The organism is Acutalibacter sp. JLR.KK004 (assembly GCF_036941085.1).
Taxonomy (GTDB): Bacteria; Bacillota; Clostridia; order Oscillospirales; family Acutalibacteraceae; genus Acutalibacter.
The window spans coordinates 2,444,782-2,461,755 of record NZ_JAYMNQ010000001.1; the positions used below are offsets into that span (position 1 = coordinate 2,444,782).

Here is a 16,974-nt window from a genome sequence, read left to right on the forward strand (position 1 = left end):
ATGATGCTTTACACAAGTATCACGCCTTGTCTGTTTGAAAGCTGTTCCCCTTTACAGATACCGTATCACGGCAATAACCTTTCCCAGCAGGGAAACGTCTTTGGCGTAGATGGGGGAGAAATCCGGATTTTCCGGCTGCAAGCGGACGCGGCCCTCCTCCCGGTACAGGGTTTTTACGGTGGCCTCATCCTCCAGCAGGGCCACCACAATGTCCCCGTCCTCCGCTGTGGGCACCCGTTCCGCAATTACGTAATCCCCGTCCAGGATGCCTGCGTCCCGCATACTCAGGCCGCTGACATGGAGGGCAAAAAGCTCCTTGCCGGTTTTCTGGGGGAAGGGGATGTAGCCCTCTATGTCCTCCACTGCCAGGATGGGCAGCCCTGCCGTTACCTTGCCCATAATGGGCACCTGTACGGCGGCTTCGCTGCCTTCAATGCGGATGGAGCGGTTCAGCCCAGCTTCCCGGGTGATGTAGCCCAGCTTTTCCAGGGTTTTCAGATGGGCGTGGACTGTGGAGGTGGAGCGCAAGCCTGTGGCGTTGCAGATCTCCCGCACAGTGGGGGGGATGCCGGAGGGCATTTGCTCCCGTAAAAAATCAAAAACTTTTTGCTGGCTTTTCGTTAAGGGTTCCATTGCCATGCCTCCTGTGGAAAATGGGCAGGGGAAAGCGCCCGGATTATACGAGGGGTATAGCCCTATGAGAGGCCACACCAAGGTTTCTTATTTGTATTATATCATATGTTCTCTGAAAATGAAACGTTTGTTTGAAAACTTTTCAAAATTTTTCTGGTGCGTTTTCGACAGTTTTCGGGAAAATTCACAAATCCGGCAGAATTTCTTTAAGGTTTATTCACAAGGCCGTAACAACTCTTTGGAAAAAAGGTTTATAATAGAGGTGTACTCAAAAGAAATGGACCGCACCTTTTCTTGAGATACATGTTCTATAGTGAACGCCCCCAAAAGAGGCTGCCTCTTTTAGGCCGCGTGAACTAACCCTCCTCAATAATACCCCTCAAGCAAAAGGAAGAAAGGCCGAAAGTTTCTCGGCCTTTCTTCCTTTTGTGTATATTTCCTTTTTGGGCGGGCCAGAATACAGTTGCCATGCAAAATGTATTTTACTCCGAAAGGAATGGAACCACCATGAATGGAAAACGATTCTCAGAAGGTAAGGCAAGGCGCAACGGCTTTTATCTGGCCCTGGCTGTTTGTCTGGTGGCGGTGGGCATTGCCGCCTGGAGCACCTATGACGCAGTGCAGGACTATCTTGGCCCGGAGGACGCCTCTACAGATCCCGCGCTGGTTGAGCAGCAGGAAGAGGACGTGCGCAGCGGCCAGAACGTCCTGAAAGACGACGATCCGGAAGCGCCTAAAAAGGAAAGCGCCAGCTCCTCCGTCCCCTCCGGGAAAACCTCCTCCGCTGCCTCGGCCGGGGCGAAGTTAGCCGGCAGCACGCCTAAGAAAATTGCCCCCACCAAAAGCCCATCTCCCACTCCCGCGCCTGAGGAGAGCGAGGCTTCCCAGGTGCCCGCTACGGCCCCGCTCTATGAAATCAGCACAGAAATGCTGTATCCGGTGGCCTCCAAGCAGATTGACAAGGCCTACAGCTCCGGGGCGCCTATGTACTCTGAAACTATGAAGGATTGGCGCGTCCACGCTGGGTGCGACATTGCCGCTGAAAGCGGGGAGCAGGTGCTGGCCTGCGGCAACGGCATTGTGAAGGAGACGTATACGGACAGTATGCTGGGCAACGTCATTGTTGTGGAACATGGGGACTATATGTTTTACTACTGCGGCGTGGGAGAGGAATTCCTGGTGCAGCCGGAGGACGTAGTGTCCATGGGCCAGGCTATCGGCACCATCACCGCTGTGCCTGAGGAAGCTGCCCAGCAGCCCCACCTCCACCTGGAGGTGCGCCGGGACGGGGCCTGCATGGATCCCCGCAGCGTGCTGGAGGGAAAGAACTAGCTTTTGCTTCCGGGGTTTGCCTCTGGGGTTTTGCCTCCGGCGGCTTAAGGGGTGTTTTTGAAAAACACCCCTTAAGAATCCCCAAAAACTTTTAAGACGCACAAAACGGCAGGAAACAGCGGCGCATGCTGCCCGGTTCCCTGCCGTTTTACTGTGGTTTTTAGTGGTACTGGGGAAGCCAGCTTCCGTGGGTTTCGATTAAGTCATCCACCATTTTGATGATGGCGTCTATATCCAGCTCGCTGCCGGTGTGGGGATCCAGCATGGCGGCCTGGTAGATGTGCTCTTTCTTCCCGGTGACAGCGGCCTCGATGGTGAGAAGCTGCACGTTGATGTTGGTCATGTTCATAGCGGCGCACTGCACAGGCAGCCGGCCTACCCGGCAGGGGTGTATGCCCATGCCGTCTACAAGACAGGGCACCTCCACGCAGGCATCCTGGGGCAGGTTTTCGATTAAGCCCCCGGTGTTCAGCACGTTGCCGCCGATTTGGTAGGGATCACCGGTGACAATGGCTTCCATGATGTGGGAAGCATACTCCCGGGAACGCTGGTGCTGAAGCTGGTGGCTTTGGCGCAGCTCGTCCCGCTGCTTGGCCCACTTCTTAATCTGATCCACGCAGCGGCGGGGGTATTCGTCCAGGGGAATTTGGAAGCGGCCGATAAGCTCGGGATATTTTGATTTGATGTAGAACATGTTGTACTCTGCGTTGTGCTCGCTGGACTCGGTGCAATAATAGCCGAACTTGTCGATGTAGTCAAAGCGCACCATGTCCTTGTGCTGTTCCTTTGCGTTCTTCTCCTTAGCCCGACGGCGGATTTCCGGGTACAGGTCATTCCCGTCCTTGTCCTTGATTTCAAGCAGCCAGCCCATGTGGTTGATGCCGGCGATAAGCTCCTTGCGGCCCGGAAGCTTATCCTCCATATCCAGGGCCTTGAGAAGCCCTTCGCTGCATACCTGGACACTGTGGCACAGGCCTATGGTTTTGACATTTGTATAGCGCTGCATGTAGCCGGAGAGCATGGCCATGGGATTGGTGTAGTTTAAGAACCAGGCGTCTGGGCACACCTCTTCCATATCCCGGGCAAAGTCCGCCATTACGGGGATGGTGCGCAGGGCGCGCATGATGCCGCCAATGCCCAGGGTGTCGCCAATGGTCTGGCGCAGGCCGTACTTTTTAGGCACCTCAAAGTCGATGATGGTGCAGGGATCGTACAGCCCCACCTGGATGGCGTTGACCACAAAGGCCGCTCCCCGCAGGGCTTCCTTCCGGTTTTCCACCCCCAGGTAGGTGGTGATTTTCCCATGGCCCCCCAGGGTTTCGTTCATGGCCCCTAAAATTTCCGCGCTTTCCGAAAGCCGCACGCCGTCGATGTCATAGAGGGCAAACTCCCAGTCCCGCAGGACCTCGCTGCACATGCAGTCTCCCAGCACATTCCGGGCGAACACTGTGCTGCCAGCGCCCATAAAGGTGATTTTTTTCATCTGCGTTTTTTCAGTCCTTTCCCGCGGCTTATAGTAAACGCACTTGAAAATCGGTAGATCCCGATTTTCAAGTTGAACGGCTGAGCCGCCTGGTTCAAAAGAGGTAGAATACCTCTTTTGAACTGCGTTAACTATAGCCGCTGTTTCCAACTGTCCTGACTATACCACACTCAAAGAAAAAGGGCAAGGCTGTTTTGACAAAAAGCGCTAAAACTCAAAACCCCGGAGACTGCCATCTCCGGGGTTCCGCTTTTGGGCGGGCACTTTATTTGGTTTTTGGATCAAACCTTTTTTCAAAAAAGGTTTGCAGGGTGTGGGATGGAATCCCACGGCCTTGTTACAGCTTCAGCTTTGTCCATTGGCCCTTGCGGAAACGCACAAAGCTCATGAGGAACCGCACGCACTGGTCGCAGAAGGTGCCTAGCCACGCGCCGACAAGCCCCAGGCCCAGGGGATAGCACAGCAGCCAGCTTATGCCCGGGCGGATGCAGGTGACGCTTATGAGGGATACCATGGCGGTGAAGCGGGTGTCCCCCGCCCCGCGCAGGCAGCCGAACTGCACCACCTGCAGGATTTGGAAGAAAAGCATGACGCTTAAGACGCGCATAATCGTTGCGCCATAATCCAGGATGACCTGCTCGTTTGAGAACAGCAGGAACAGGGATTTGCCAAAGAAGAAATAGAACACCGCCACAACAAAAGCGCAGATCAGGCCGATTTTCTGGGCCACGCTGCCGTATATCTTGGCCATGTCCGGGCGCTTGCGCCCCAGGCTTTGGCCGATGAGGGTGACCGAGGCTACGGACAGCCCGTCCCCAAAGGTGAAGGACATGTGCATCATGTTCATGCCGATTTGGTGGGCCGCCAGCTCTGTGGTGCCCAGATGGGCCACGGTCATGGAGAAAAGCAGGAAGCCAATGCGCAGGCACACCTGCTCTACAAAAGCGCTGGATCCAACGCTTAAAAGGGAGCGGACACTGAGCTTGTCTGCCAGCCAGCCTTTTACCGCGCCCAGGTAGACGAAGCCGTTCCTATGTAATACGGAGCAGATGCTGAGCACGCAGGCGCAGATGGTGCCAATCACTGTGGCTAAGGCCGCGCCCCGCACCCCCAGGGCTGGGAAGCCGAAGTTGCCGCCGATGAGCAGGTAGTTGAACAGCACGTTTACAATGTTGGAAATCAGGTTTGTGACCATGGCGATACGGGTGTTCCCCGCCCCCCGCTGGGCGGCGTTTAAAACCAGGGACACAGTGGAGAAAATCTGCCCGCCCATGATGATGCGCAGGTAGTCCACCGCGTATTCGTGGGTGTCCGGCTGGGAGCCAACCATGGCTACAATGGGGCTTGCAAACGCCACAAAGGCCGCGCTTATCACTGCCGTAAGCAGGACGGTGATAAGCAGCACCATGCGCACCACCCTGTTGGCGCTTTCCCGGTCGTTTTCCCCCTTGCGCCGGGCCACAATGGCAGAAACCGCCACGTTCATGGACAGGAAAAGGGCCAGGCCTAAGAATTTCGGCTGGGTGGTGAGGCCCACCGCGGCAATGGCGTAAGACCCCAGCGCGCCTACCATGATGGTGTCCACCATGCCCGCAAGGCCTACGAAAAAGGACTCCAGCACCGAGGGCCAGGCCACATGGAGCACGTCCCGGATAATGGTTTTCTCCGGGGGCACCTCCCCCATTTCCATTCCCCTGCACACACGCTGGGCATTTACAAAATGCAACGCTCTCACTCCTAAAATAGTTTTATCTGCAACTATTATACCATCCCTTCATAGGGTTTGCAAGCCCCCCGCGTTAAGGGGAGCGTCCTTTTATACCTCAGGGGGCCAGGAGGATTTTTTATAGGAAAAGCCCCCGCAGGCATAAATCTGCGGGGGCCGGGAAGCTGGGAAATCTCAAAGCCGTTTAGATGCCGTCCTCAAAAAGGCCCTTAAGCTTTGAGAAAAAGTTTTTGCGCTTCTGGTAATTCTTGTCGTCGGAAGCCTTATCCAGCTCTGCCAGCAGCTCCTTCTGGCGCTTGGAAAGGTTTTTAGGCACTTCTACGGTTACGGTGACGTACTGATCCCCCCGGGAGCGCCCGTTCAGGCTTTGGATGCCCTTGCCCTTTAGGCGGAACACATCCCCGGGCTGGGTGCCCTCATGGATATGGTAGCTTACCCTGCCGTCCAGGGTGGGCACTTCCACGTCTGCGCCCAGGGCTGCCTGGGTGAAGGTGACAGGCATATCGCACAGCACGTCTGTGCCCCGGCGCTGGAAAATGGGATGGGGCCGCACAGAGACATATACATGGAGATCCCCGTTAGGCCCGCCGTTCGCCCCGGCGTTGCCCCTGCCGCCCACGTTCAGAATCTGCTCGTCATCTATGCCGGCAGGGATGCTTATCTCCACCGACTTCTTCCGGCGCACGCGGCCCTTGCCGTCGCAGGTTTTGCAGGGGGTTTCAACCAGCTTGCCTGTGCCCCGGCAGCGGTCGCAGGTTTGGGAGGACTGCACCACCCCAAAGGGGGTGCGCTGGTTAATGCGCACCTGGCCTGTGCCGCTGCAGTGGGGGCAGGTTTTGGGGGTGGTGCCTGCCGCCGCGCCTGTGCCATGGCAGTCGCCGCAGGTTTCAATCTGCTGGTATTCTACGGTTTTCTTCACACCCTTTGCCGCTTCCTCAAAGGAGACGGCCACACTTGCCTGCACGTCCGTGCCCCGCCGGGGTGCGTTGGGGTTCTGGCGGCGGGCGCCGCCAAAACCGCCCCCAAAGAAGCTGTCGAAAATATCGGTGAAATCGAAGCCGCCGCCCTGGAAGGGGTTCCCCCCCGCGCCGCCGCCAAAGTTGGGGTCTACCCCCGCGTGGCCGAACTGATCGTACCGGGCGCGCTTGTCGCCGTCGGACAGCACCTCGTATGCCTCGTTTACCTCTTTGAATTTCGTCTCGGCCTGGGCGTCCCCAGGGTTCAGGTCGGGATGGTATTTTTTTGCCAGCTTCCGGTATGCCTTCTTGATTTCGTCCTCGGACGCGCCCTTCTGCACGCCCAGCACTTCATAAAAATCCCTTTTGTCCGCCAAGCTGTCTCGCCCTCTCTTAACATATAATATCGTTATCCCATATTATAGCAAATCCCACGCCGCCCGTCAAATAGGAAAAAAAATTCCGTTTCCGCTCCCCTTGCTTTAGGGGGGGCCGCGGTGTTATAATTAAAATAGAGACGGCATTAGAATCTGGAATTCGACAGGAAGCGGCTGAAACGCCGTTTGGAAAGGAGTTTGTTATGGAGAACAAGAGTTTTTCCGGCACAGGCTATGAGTTTCTTTCTGAGAAAGAAGCCATGTGGGCAGAAATGCTGATGCAGGCCTTAAAGGAAAATGGCATTCCCTGCACGTCTTTGCCTGTGCATGGCGCTGGGTTTGTCATGCGGACGGGGATTATGGAGCGGCTACAAGTTTTTGTTCCCGCAGAGAAAAAGCCTCAGGCAGAGGAAATCCTGGAGGAACTTTTTTCCCATGCTGGTTCTGAAAACCCATAGATGCCGTAAAGCCAAGGAAGCCCAGGCGGCTTCCTTTTTTTGTATAAGGGTGGAAAGGGCGGGCCACGCAAAACCACAAGAAAAAGGCCCAAAGTTCTTGCATTTTCCCCGGAAAAGGTGTATCCTACCCATGCGGCTCCTTTTGGGGCCGGGTCAGTCGGGAGATCCTGACCTAAAACAAAACTAGGGGGCGGGGCCTGCTTCCAGGCTTCAGCCCTCGGAACAGAGAGGAAGAAATCTATGAAAAACAACGAGAAAACACGGTTCTTAGCCCAGAGCGCCATGATCTGCGCCCTGTATACGGTGCTGACCTACGCGGCGGCAAGCCTGAACCTGGCCTATGGCCCGGTGCAGTTCCGCTTCTCCGAGGCCCTCACCGTGCTGCCCGCCTTTACCCCGGCGGCTGTGCCGGGCCTTGCTTTGGGCTGCTTTTTGTCAAACCTCCTAAGCCCCCTGGGGATTGTGGACTGGGTGTTCGGCACCTGCGCCACCCTGCTGGCGGCTTTGGGCACCCGGATGCTTTCCGGCGTGCAGGTGCGGGGGATTCCTGTGCTGGCCCCCCTGCCCCCTGTGGTGCTGAACGCGCTCATTGTGGGGCTGGAGGTTTCCTGCCTTTCAGAGGCCGGGGCCTTCTCCTGGGGGAACTTCTCCCCCGCCGCTTTCGGGGCCGGAGCTTTGTCTGTGGGGCTGGGAGAGCTGGTGGTCTGCACCCTGCTGGGCTATCCGCTGATGATTGCCCTGGTGAAAACCCGGATTGCGGAAAAGGCCCTGGGCTGATAGGAACGATACTTATTTTTGAGAACAGGGGGGCTTTTCATGCCAAAACCCGCCAAAGCCAAGGGGCAGCGGAAGGTTACGCCGCCGGTGCGGCTGATTGTGGGCAGCTTTGTGCTGGTCATCCTTTTGGGCACAGCACTGCTTACTATGCCTTTTTCCGCCGCCTCCGGCACCTTTACCAACCCGCTGGACGCCCTGTTTACCGCCACCTCCGCCACCTGCGTGACGGGCCTTTCCGTGGTGGACACCACCGCCCACTGGAGCGTGTTCGGGCAGGGGGTGCTGCTGGTGCTCATCCAGATTGGAGGGCTGGGGCTTTCCACCTTTGCCATCGGCTTTTCCCTGCTGGTTCACAAGCGGCTGGGGATACGGGAGCTGGTGCTGGCCCGGGAGGCTTCCGGCGGGGACATGCAGGAGATTGTGCCCCTTTTAAAGCTGATGCTGGGCTTTACCTTCCTGTGCGAGGCTTTGGGGGCCGGGCTTTTAATGCTGCGGCTGGTGCCGGCCTATGGCACAAGGGGCATATGGCCCTCTGTGTTTGTGGCGGTTTCCGCCTACTGCAACGCGGGATTTGACATTTTGGGCTTTGTGCCCGGCAACGCGAGCCTTTCGGCCTTTGCCGGGGATCCTTTGGTGAGCCTGACGGTCAGCGCCCTTATCGCCACCGGGGGCCTGGGGTTTGTGGTGGTGCAGGATATTTACCGCTGCAAGCTGGCCCCCGCTTTCCGCCGCAAGGACAGGGAGCGGCTGAACTTCCACACCCAGGTGTGCCTGCGGGGCACGCTGATCCTGCTGGGGGCGGGGACGCTGATGTTTTTCATCTGCGAGTATAACAATACCATGGGGCACCTGAATTTCTTTGAAAAGCTGGTGGCGTCGGTGTTCCAATCTACCAACACCCGCACCGCCGGCTTTGCCTCGGTGGACATCCAGGGGATGAAGGACTTTACAAAGGCTGCCTCTGTGGGGCTGATGTTTATCGGCGGGTGCCCTGGCTCTACAGCCGGGGGCGTGAAGGTTACCACCATGGTGGTGCTGTTTGCCACCCTGCTGTGTACCATCCGGGGCCGGGACGAGGCGGTGGTGCTGGGCAGGCGCTTTGCCACAGGAGTGGTGTTCAAGGCCATGACTGTGGTGGCCTGCGGCATGGCGGTCACTCTCATTGACGCGGGCATTATCGGCGCTTTAAACCCCCAGATTCCCTTTCTGGACGTGCTGTATGAGTGCGCTTCCGCCTTTGGGACAGCGGGGCTGAGCGCCAGCGTGACCCCCCGGCTGGACGTGATATCCCGGCTGCTGCTGTGCGTGACCATGTTTATCGGGCGGGTTGGCCCCCTGTCCTTCGGCCTGTCCATCCTGATGCGCGCCAAAAAGCCCAACGGCTCCATCCTGCCTGAAGGCCGGATGCTGATTGGATAAAAGCAATATACTATTATAGTTCATGCAGTTCAAAAGAGGCAGAATACCTCTTTTGAACCAGGCGGCGCAGCCGTCCGGCTTGAAAATCGGTACATACCGATTTTCAAGTGCGTTTACTATCTGACATAAGAGGAAGGCAGGCCCGCTCCCGGGGCCTGCCTTCCTTATGATTAGGGCTTGTTTGAAATCCTACCCTGCAATGAAATGGCGCAGCCGTTTTGCAGGATAGGGTGGACACCGTTTGCGCCCATTAAATTAAGAACCTGTATTCATAATCAAAATTGCCGGATGAGCGAGAATTTTTTGGGCAGGAAAATTTAACATAGAGCGGCTCCCAAAAGACCGCTTAGAAGGCGGATACTGGTTGTGAATACAGGTTCTACAGGAAAAAATCCTGCCGGAAAGCAGCCTCCCGCTTCCCAGGCCGCTTGCGATCCTGCCGCTTATATGGTATAATTTCATACAATCCAGAAACCAAAGGAAAGGGCGGTACCGGGGGCAAAGGGCTGTTTTCCCGGCTTTTTGCGCAGAACCGGATCGTGTGGCGATTATTATGGCAAAAGTAGCGGTGCGCCGCGTTAACGAATGGGACGGGCCTTCCATGCTGAAAATTTATGCCCCCTATGTGGGGACGCCCCTGGCGCCGGAGGATGCCCTGCCAGAGCTGCAGGACTATATCCGGCGCATAGATACCTATACGTATGGGCTGGGATGGCTGCTGTGCGAGATAGATTCCACCCCGGCTGGCTTCTGCCACCTGACGGAAAACCGGAATGATCCGGAAAATCTGTTCTCTGTGGAATTCCAGCTTTATGTTAAGGCAGAGTATCAGCGCATAGGCGTGGGCCGGGCCTTGTGGACGCTGATGCGGGACATGATGGAGCTGGGGAACCGACGGGAGGTTTTTGCCCGTATCGGCCTGCCCAACGAGACAGGCCGGGCCTTCTTTGCGGCTATGGGCTTTGTGCCCCAGGAGGAGGGCGGGCAGGTGCTGACAGCCCGGTATGCCCTGCGCCCCGCCGACCCGGAGGCCTTAAAGCCCACTAAGCCTTACCTGCTTTTAAACCATGAATATGAGGCTGCCCGGGAAAAGGCGGCGCTGCTGGTGCGTGCGTGATGCCGATAGCTGCCCCTCCGCTTTGCGGAGGGGCTTGCTAAATGGAACCGCGCCCTGAAGCCGCCCGGGAAAAAGCGGCGCTGCCGGTGTGGGCGCAGCCCCATGACGGATGGGTTTTTGCCCATCCGTTTCTTTTTTCCGGGGGCTGGGAGACACGCCAGCCCTGGCAAAGCCGTTGGCAGCCTGGGGAGGCAAGAGGCATTTCCGGAAGATTGAAAATATTTTAACAAATTGTGTACAGAGCTACTTGTAAAAATCCCTGGGGTGTGCTATGATTTATTTGATTTTTGATAAAATGCGGAAGAAGGGCATTTTGTCAAAAAGAAGCCCCTCCTGCCTGCGGGTATAGCTTTTTGCAGGGAAAGGGAGGGCAGATTCGCCGGAGGGGGTTCCCCTTCGGGCCAGTTTAGCAGAAAACAGGGATACCCTGAAAGAATGTCCCGTTTTTTGCTATAACACGCTTCATTATCATGTTTTTTTAATAATCTTGGGGGAAAGGAGGTCATTTTTATGAACGAACCCAGCTTTGTACAGGTTATCGCAATGGGACTCTGCACGGTTTTCGTGGTGCTGATCTGCCTCATTATCATCATCAAGATTATGGGCGCAATCATGACGAAGTTCACCGGCAACGCAGCCCCTGCCCCTGCCGCCGCACCGGCCGCGGCCCCCGCCCCTGTGGCGCAGGCTCCCGCCGCGGGAGGCAGCAAGCAGCAGGTTGTGGCTGCCATCGCGGCTGCCATTGCTGAAGACATGGGCGCGGACGTGAACCACATTAAGATCCATTCTATCCGCAAGCTGTGAGCCTGGCGTGCAGGCTGCAGCCAGAAGTTAAATTTGATTGAGAGGTAACTGGTATTATGAGAAACTATCATGTAAACGTAAACGGCACCGCTTATGAAGTTACAGTAGAAGAAGTAAAGGGCGGCGCTGCCCCTGTGGCCGCTCCCGCAGCCGCTCCTGCACCCGCGCCCGCCCCGGCCCCCGCAGCCGCTCCTGCCGGCGCCGGCGAGCAGGTTACCGCCCCCATGCCCGGCACCATCCTGGACGTGAAGGTTGCCGCAGGGCAGGCTGTGAAGTCTGGCCAGGTGCTGATGGTGCTGGAAGCCATGAAGATGGAAAACGAGATTATGGCCCCCAAGGACGGCACTGTTACAGCCGTTTCCGTCTCCAAGGGCTCCTCCGTGGAGAGCGGCACACTCCTGTGCACCATCGCCTGAGCGCGACCGGATGAAATCAAAAAATAAGGAGTGGAATCCATGGAAGCTATTATGAACTTCTTGCAGAGCACCGGCTTCGCCCTCATCGGGGAAAACCCCTTGAACCTGGTGATGATCGTCGTGGCCTGTGCGCTGCTGTACCTGGCTATCGTGAAAAAATTCGAGCCGCTGCTGCTTTTGCCCATTGCCTTTGGCATGCTGCTGACAAACCTGCCCGGCGCGGGCATGTATCATGCCGAGTATTTTGCAGACGGCGTTATCAACTGGGCAGAGCTTGGCACCGGGCACGGCGGCCTGATTGACTACCTGTATCTGGGCGTGAAGCTGGGCATTTATCCCTGCCTGATTTTCGTTGGCGTTGGCGCTATGACCGACTTCGGCCCGCTGATTGCAAACCCCAAGAGCCTGCTTCTGGGCGCTGCCGCCCAGCTTGGCATTTTCATCACCTACATCGGCGCCCACCTGATGGGCTTTACCGGCCCTGAGTCCGCCTCTATCGGCATTATCGGCGGCGCAGACGGCCCCACCGCCATTTACACCACTGCCACCCTGGCCCCCCATCTCTTAGGGCCTATCGCTGTGGCGGCATATTCCTACATGGCCCTGGTGCCGGTTATCCAGCCCCCTATCATGAAGGCCCTCACCTCCAAGGAGGAGCGCCGCATCAAGATGAGCCAGCTCCGCCCTGTTTCCAAGACGGAGAAGATCCTCTTCCCCATCATCGTCACCATTTTTGTCTCCTTCATGCTGCCCAGTGCAGCCCCCCTGGTGGGCTGCCTGATGCTTGGCAACCTGATGCGCGAGAGCGGCGTGGTTGACCGCCTGAGCAAGACCGTGCAGAACGAGCTGATGAACATCGTCACCATCTTCCTGGGCATTTCCGTAGGCGCTACCGCTACTGCCGCCAACTTCCTGAACCTGAAAACCCTGGGCATCCTGCTTATGGGCGTGGTGGCTTTTGGCATGGGCACTGCCGGCGGCGTGCTGCTGGCAAAGCTGATGAACGTATTTGCCAAGGAGAAGGTAAACCCCCTGATTGGCTCTGCCGGCGTATCCGCTGTTCCCATGGCGGCCCGCGTGTCCCAGGTGGTAGGGCAGAAGGAGGATCCCTCCAACTTCCTGCTGATGCACGCCATGGGCCCCAACGTTTCCGGCGTTATCGGCTCTGCCGTAGCCGCAGGCGTACTACTGGCCCTGTTCGGCTAACCAGCGTGACGCTGGATCCGAGTCGCGCATCCGTGCGCTGCGCGCACTGCTGTTGTGGGTAAGGCAATGTTTTCCCCCGCGGGGGGCCTTGCAGATACACCACAGCCTTTGTAAAAACGGATGCCTTGCGGCGCGGAGGGAGCCTTTTAGGCGCCTCCGGGCGGCGGGGTATTGAAATCATGAGAAAGGAAGGCGATGAATCGCATTATGGCTAAGAATCCTTTAAAGATCATGGACACCATCCTGCGTGACGCCCACCAGTCCCAGGCTGCCACCCGCATGAAGATTGAGGACATGGAGCCTATCCTGCCCGTACTGGACAGCATTGGGTTCTGGTCTTTGGAGTGCTGGGGCGGCGCTACCTTTGATGTGTGCATGCGCTTTTTAAATGAAGATCCCTGGGAGCGCCTGCGCACCCTGAAGAAGGGCCTGCCTAACACAAAGCTGCAGATGCTCCTGCGCGGGCAGAACATTTTGGGCTACCGCCACTACGCTGACGATGTGGTGGAGGCTTTCGTGAAGAAGTCCATTGAAAACGGCATTGACGTGGTGCGTATTTTCGACGCGCTGAATGATCCCCGAAACGTCCAGGCCGCTGTGAAGTTTGTGAAAGAGTATGGCGGCATGGCGGAAGTGGCTATCAGCTACACCAAAAGCCCTGTTCACAATGAGGAATACTTTGTGAAGCTCTCTATGGAGCTTGAAAAGATGGGCGCTGACACTATCTGCATTAAGGACATGGCAAACCTGCTGCTGCCCTATGACGCTTATTCCCTGGTGAAGAAGCTGAAAGAAAACGTGGGCGTGCCTATCCATCTGCACACCCACAACACCACCGGCACCGGCGACATGACAAACCTCATGGCTGCCCAGGCCGGCGTGGACATTGTGGACTGCGCCCTGTCCCCCCTGGCAAACGGCACCAGCCAGCCCGCCACAGAGGCCATGGTGGCAACCCTGAAGGGCACCAGCCGCGACACAGGCCTTGACATGGAAAAGCTGTCTGAAGCCGCCGCCCATTTCCGGGGCGTGGCGGAGAAGCTGGACATCAACCCCAAGGTGCTGAAGGTTGACGTGAACACCCTGCTGTATCAGGTGCCCGGCGGCATGCTTTCTAACCTTATCTCCCAGCTTAAGCAGGCAAACGCCGAGGACAAATATTATGACGTGCTGGCTGAGGTGCCCCGCGTCCGCGAGGACTTCGGCTATCCCCCGCTGGTAACGCCTACCAGCCAGATTGTAGGCTCCCAGGCTGTTTTGAACGTGCTTTCCGGCGACCGCTATAAGATGGTGACCAAGGAGAGCAAGGGCCTGCTGCGGGGCGAATATGGCCAGCTTCCCGCGCCTGTGAACGAGGACGTGCGGAAGAAGGCCATTGGCGACGCGGAGGTTATCACCTGCCGTCCTGCCGATTTGCTGGAGCCTGAAATGGAGAAGCTGCGGGCCGAGTGCAAGGAAAAGGGCATTGGCCACTGCGAGGAGGACGTGCTGAGCTACGCCCTGTTCCAGCAGGTTGCCACAAAGTTCCTGGACTGGCGGGATCATCCCGAGAAGCGGGAAGCGCCCGCTCCTGCTACCGCTTCCAAGGCCCCGGCGGCAGCAAATGCTGTTGACAACTCCCCCCGCACCTTAGTGGTGGAGGACTTGACAAACGGCAATTTCTAAAACGCAATAGTCCTTTCGGCGGCATGGCTTCGGCTGTGCCGCTTTTTTATGAAAAAATTTTTTCAGGGGGCGAACCTTTCCCATGCCCGGGCCGTCTAATGGGTGTAAATGATAGTTAGGAAGCCCCGCGGCGAAAGCAATTCTGCGGGAGAAAAGAGGATGGGAAACATGGCGGAATCTATTGAAAAGCTGGTGAGAAGGGCAAAAAAGGGCGATCAGGAAGCCTTCATCGCGCTGATGGAGAGCCAGAAGCTTTCCATGAGCCGGATAGCCCTTTCTATCCTGCACAACGAGGAGGACGCGGCGGACGCCATCGGGGAGACGGTGCTGGCGGCTTTCTCCCAGCTATGCACCCTGCGGGAACCGAGGTTTTTTAAAACCTGGCTGACCCGGGTGCTGATACGCAACTGCTGCGACCTGCTGCGGGGCCACCGCCGCACCGCGCCCATGGAGGGCCTGGGAGAGGTGGCGGCACAGGCCCCGGACTATGACAGGGCCATGGACGTGCGCCAGAGCCTTTCCCAGCTTGCGGAAAACGACAGGCTGGTGCTGACGCTTCACTACATGGACGGGCTGCGCATACGGGAAATCGCCTCCCTGCTGGACGTGAAAGAGGGCACAGTGAAAACCCGGCTGATGCGCAGCCGGCAGCGGTTTAAGAAAATCTATCTGGGACAGGAGGGAGACTGCACATGAAGCATTTGCAGAGAGGAAACGAAGAAACCCGGCGGCTTCTCAAAGAACTGGAAATCCCGGCGGTTCCGGCGGCTGTGGAGAACAGGCTGCGCCGGATATATGCGGAACTGCCCGGGGAAATGCCTCAAACCTATGAGGGGCCTGTATACGGGGCGGAAGATGACTTCGTGGAGGTGACGCCCTTTGAGGTGAAGCCCATGCACCGGGCGGTGCGGGGGCTGCTGGGGGCCTGCGGGGCCATGGCGGCGGCAATGGTGCTGCTGATGGGGCTGAACACTGTGAATCCGGGCTTCACTGAAAGCCTGCCGGGCCTGGGGGGGCTGTTTGCCCAGATAAACGGCAAAAACCCCATGGGCACCAACTTAGACACTTATGACGATTTGGAGCAGGTGAGCCAGGTGGCCCTTGCAGAGCAGGACAGCGGCTATAAACTGACTGTGGACGAGGCCTTCTGCGACGGGAACTATGTATATTTCACCCTGGAGATGGAGTGCCCGGAAAGCGCGGCAGAATATGAAGCTATCTTCCCCTACGACAGGGCAGGCTCCCTCTCCCAGGAGGATGAACCCTATGCCCCTGCAAGATATACCATAAACGGCACTGTGACAGGCGTGGAAAGCAGCGGCCTAACCGGATCCCCGGCAGAGGGGAAAATCGGCCTTGCCTATGCCCTCCCCGTCCACGGCGGGGAAATGCCGGAAAACGGGGAGAAGGTTACTGTGGAGATGTCCATCCCGGCGCTGGAGGCCCACTATGGAAAGGGCCATGAGAAGTATGCCACCCCAGATTATATCCCCGTAGGCTTTGAGGCGGAATTTGAGGTGACTGTGAACACCAGCCATAACCACATCAGCGTGGGAGAGGGCCAGGACAACGGCGTGAGCGTCAAAGAAGTGGAGAGTACGCCGGGGTATATCAAGATAAAGATCGAGTCCCCCATGTGGGGCTATGAGGGCGAGGAAATGTACCATTTCGGCATTGTGAAGGGCATTCCCAACGAGTGCTTCCTCTACACCGAGGACGGCCAGGAGCTGGCGCGCAACTCCAATTTTTGGGAGGAAGACCCCAAATTGGCGGGGGCGAAGCAGGGCGAACATGACTGGCCCAAGAAGGGCGAGATGCTAGAGCATACCCTTGGCTTCAACGGCGCCCCGGCAGACTGCAAAAAGGTGAAGCTGCGCATATTTGATAACAGCCTGTTTAACTGGCAATACGACTCCCAAGGCGCCCCCAAGCCCAAGCTGTTTACCGAGCTGACCATTGACCTGGAAACCGGGGAGGCCGTGCCCAGCGACACCTATCTGGCGGACGGGTTTGAAAAAATAGATGTGGAGGAATATATCAACACCCAGCACACCCCGGATATCACCGGAGGATATATGATGGGCTCTGGCGGCATAGAGCCTTACCGCTATGTAGACCGCCATTCTTATGGCGCTGACGCGGAAACCGACCTCAACGGCTGGACCTACCAGGCAGACTTATACTGCGGCGTGGACGACCCGGATCTGGAACTGCGATTCTACCGGGGCGGCGAGCTGCTGGGCACCATGAGCACCCCGGCCATGGACAAATGGGAAAAGACCGAATATGGCACGTACCACTACACCGATGAAAACGGCCGCGACCTCTATATGCGCGACTGTGCCGACCTGCGGGAAACCATGCAGTTTATGGAATATCCCGCCGGGCCGAAGTGGGCCATCAGTTTCCGGTTCTATGTGGATGAGCCGGTAGACCCCCAGTGGACAGCGGAGAACAACCAGTTTACCGACCGGATAGAGGTTGTGAAGAAGAGCACCGGCGAGGTGCTGGCCGACAACCCCAATGGCTATGAAGTGTTTGGCAATGTAAAGAGCCAGGCAAACTAAACCTAAATAAAGGGCAGGCCTCCAGTTGGGGGCTTGCT

15 protein-coding genes are annotated in these 16,974 nt (G+C 57.4%); 11 read left to right on the forward strand and 4 right to left on the reverse strand.

Annotated elements, in window-relative coordinates; translation table 11 throughout:
* Window positions 1–51: 51 nt before the first annotated feature.
* On the reverse strand, window positions 52–633 hold the full coding sequence (gene lexA / locus VSQ30_RS13250; RefSeq protein WP_160641893.1) for a transcriptional repressor LexA: 582 nt from the start codon (window positions 631–633) through the stop codon (window positions 52–54).
* Between the two features lie 507 nt (window positions 634–1,140).
* Between lexA and VSQ30_RS13255 the strand changes: the two genes are divergently transcribed.
* Complete coding sequence (locus VSQ30_RS13255) at window positions 1,141–1,965, forward strand: peptidoglycan DD-metalloendopeptidase family protein (RefSeq protein ID WP_334464541.1); 825 nt, start codon at window positions 1,141–1,143, stop codon at window positions 1,963–1,965.
* Window positions 1,966–2,125: 160 nt separating this feature from the next.
* Here VSQ30_RS13255 and VSQ30_RS13260 read toward each other — a convergent pair whose 3' ends face one another.
* The 3 genes from VSQ30_RS13260 to dnaJ form a co-directional block, all read right to left on the reverse strand.
* Entirely contained in the window at window positions 2,126–3,448 is a 1,323-nt protein-coding gene (locus VSQ30_RS13260; protein WP_334464543.1) for an alpha-glucosidase/alpha-galactosidase, read from the reverse strand.
* A gap of 337 nt (window positions 3,449–3,785) precedes the next feature.
* Window positions 3,786–5,174, reverse strand: coding sequence for an MATE family efflux transporter (locus VSQ30_RS13265; protein ID WP_237076171.1), 1,389 nt, complete (start codon window positions 5,172–5,174; stop codon window positions 3,786–3,788).
* A 184-nt stretch (window positions 5,175–5,358) separates the two neighbouring features.
* Complete coding sequence (gene dnaJ / locus VSQ30_RS13270; RefSeq protein WP_160641890.1) at window positions 5,359–6,507, reverse strand: molecular chaperone DnaJ; 1,149 nt, start codon at window positions 6,505–6,507, stop codon at window positions 5,359–5,361.
* Between the two features lie 203 nt (window positions 6,508–6,710).
* Here dnaJ and VSQ30_RS13275 point away from each other — a divergent pair, with 203 nt between their 5' ends.
* From VSQ30_RS13275 to VSQ30_RS13320, 10 genes are all read left to right on the forward strand, one after another.
* Window positions 6,711–6,965, forward strand: coding sequence for a putative signal transducing protein (locus VSQ30_RS13275; protein ID WP_160641889.1), 255 nt, complete (start codon window positions 6,711–6,713; stop codon window positions 6,963–6,965).
* Between the two features lie 240 nt (window positions 6,966–7,205).
* Window positions 7,206–7,742 (forward strand): QueT transporter family protein, encoded by a 537-nt coding sequence (locus VSQ30_RS13280; protein WP_160641888.1) that lies wholly within the window; start codon window positions 7,206–7,208, stop codon window positions 7,740–7,742.
* A gap of 39 nt (window positions 7,743–7,781) precedes the next feature.
* On the forward strand, window positions 7,782–9,161 hold the full coding sequence (locus tag VSQ30_RS13285) for a TrkH family potassium uptake protein (RefSeq protein WP_334464548.1): 1,380 nt from the start codon (window positions 7,782–7,784) through the stop codon (window positions 9,159–9,161).
* A gap of 553 nt (window positions 9,162–9,714) precedes the next feature.
* Window positions 9,715–10,278, forward strand: coding sequence for a GNAT family N-acetyltransferase (locus VSQ30_RS13290; protein ID WP_334464550.1), 564 nt, complete (start codon window positions 9,715–9,717; stop codon window positions 10,276–10,278).
* 510 nt (window positions 10,279–10,788) lie between these two features.
* On the forward strand, window positions 10,789–11,082 hold the full coding sequence (locus VSQ30_RS13295) for an OadG family transporter subunit (protein ID WP_237076170.1): 294 nt from the start codon (window positions 10,789–10,791) through the stop codon (window positions 11,080–11,082).
* A 56-nt stretch (window positions 11,083–11,138) separates the two neighbouring features.
* On the forward strand, window positions 11,139–11,498 hold the full coding sequence (locus VSQ30_RS13300) for a biotin/lipoyl-containing protein (RefSeq protein WP_160641882.1): 360 nt from the start codon (window positions 11,139–11,141) through the stop codon (window positions 11,496–11,498).
* Between the two features lie 39 nt (window positions 11,499–11,537).
* Window positions 11,538–12,704 (forward strand): sodium ion-translocating decarboxylase subunit beta, encoded by a 1,167-nt coding sequence (locus tag VSQ30_RS13305; protein ID WP_160641881.1) that lies wholly within the window; start codon window positions 11,538–11,540, stop codon window positions 12,702–12,704.
* Between the two features lie 207 nt (window positions 12,705–12,911).
* Window positions 12,912–14,369, forward strand: coding sequence for a pyruvate carboxylase subunit B (locus VSQ30_RS13310; protein WP_334464883.1), 1,458 nt, complete (start codon window positions 12,912–12,914; stop codon window positions 14,367–14,369).
* 168 nt (window positions 14,370–14,537) lie between these two features.
* Complete coding sequence (locus VSQ30_RS13315) at window positions 14,538–15,065, forward strand: sigma-70 family RNA polymerase sigma factor (protein ID WP_334464553.1); 528 nt, start codon at window positions 14,538–14,540, stop codon at window positions 15,063–15,065.
* Window positions 15,062–16,936 (forward strand): DUF4179 domain-containing protein, encoded by a 1,875-nt coding sequence (locus VSQ30_RS13320; RefSeq protein ID WP_334464555.1) that lies wholly within the window; start codon window positions 15,062–15,064, stop codon window positions 16,934–16,936. The genes VSQ30_RS13315 and VSQ30_RS13320 overlap by 4 nt, the downstream gene beginning before the upstream one ends.
* Window positions 16,937–16,974: the final 38 nt, after the last annotated feature.

Coding starts and splice junctions, on each gene's coding strand:
- VSQ30_RS13295 (WP_237076170.1), top strand. CDS start 10,789: ATGAACGAACCCAGCTTTGTACAGGTTATCGCAATGGGACTCTGCACG.
- VSQ30_RS13275 (WP_160641889.1), top strand. CDS start 6,711: ATGGAGAACAAGAGTTTTTCCGGCACAGGCTATGAGTTTCTTTCTGAG.
- VSQ30_RS13280 (WP_160641888.1), top strand. CDS start 7,206: ATGAAAAACAACGAGAAAACACGGTTCTTAGCCCAGAGCGCCATGATC.
- VSQ30_RS13255 (WP_334464541.1), top strand. CDS start 1,141: ATGAATGGAAAACGATTCTCAGAAGGTAAGGCAAGGCGCAACGGCTTT.
- VSQ30_RS13305 (WP_160641881.1), top strand. CDS start 11,538: ATGGAAGCTATTATGAACTTCTTGCAGAGCACCGGCTTCGCCCTCATC.
- VSQ30_RS13320 (WP_334464555.1), top strand. CDS start 15,062: ATGAAGCATTTGCAGAGAGGAAACGAAGAAACCCGGCGGCTTCTCAAA.
- VSQ30_RS13300 (WP_160641882.1), top strand. CDS start 11,139: ATGAGAAACTATCATGTAAACGTAAACGGCACCGCTTATGAAGTTACA.
- VSQ30_RS13310 (WP_334464883.1), top strand. CDS start 12,912: ATGGCTAAGAATCCTTTAAAGATCATGGACACCATCCTGCGTGACGCC.
- VSQ30_RS13315 (WP_334464553.1), top strand. CDS start 14,538: ATGGCGGAATCTATTGAAAAGCTGGTGAGAAGGGCAAAAAAGGGCGAT.
- VSQ30_RS13260 (WP_334464543.1), bottom strand. CDS start 3,448: ATGAAAAAAATCACCTTTATGGGCGCTGGCAGCACAGTGTTCGCCCGG.
- VSQ30_RS13285 (WP_334464548.1), top strand. CDS start 7,782: ATGCCAAAACCCGCCAAAGCCAAGGGGCAGCGGAAGGTTACGCCGCCG.
- lexA (WP_160641893.1), bottom strand. CDS start 633: ATGGAACCCTTAACGAAAAGCCAGCAAAAAGTTTTTGATTTTTTACGG.
- VSQ30_RS13290 (WP_334464550.1), top strand. CDS start 9,715: ATGGCAAAAGTAGCGGTGCGCCGCGTTAACGAATGGGACGGGCCTTCC.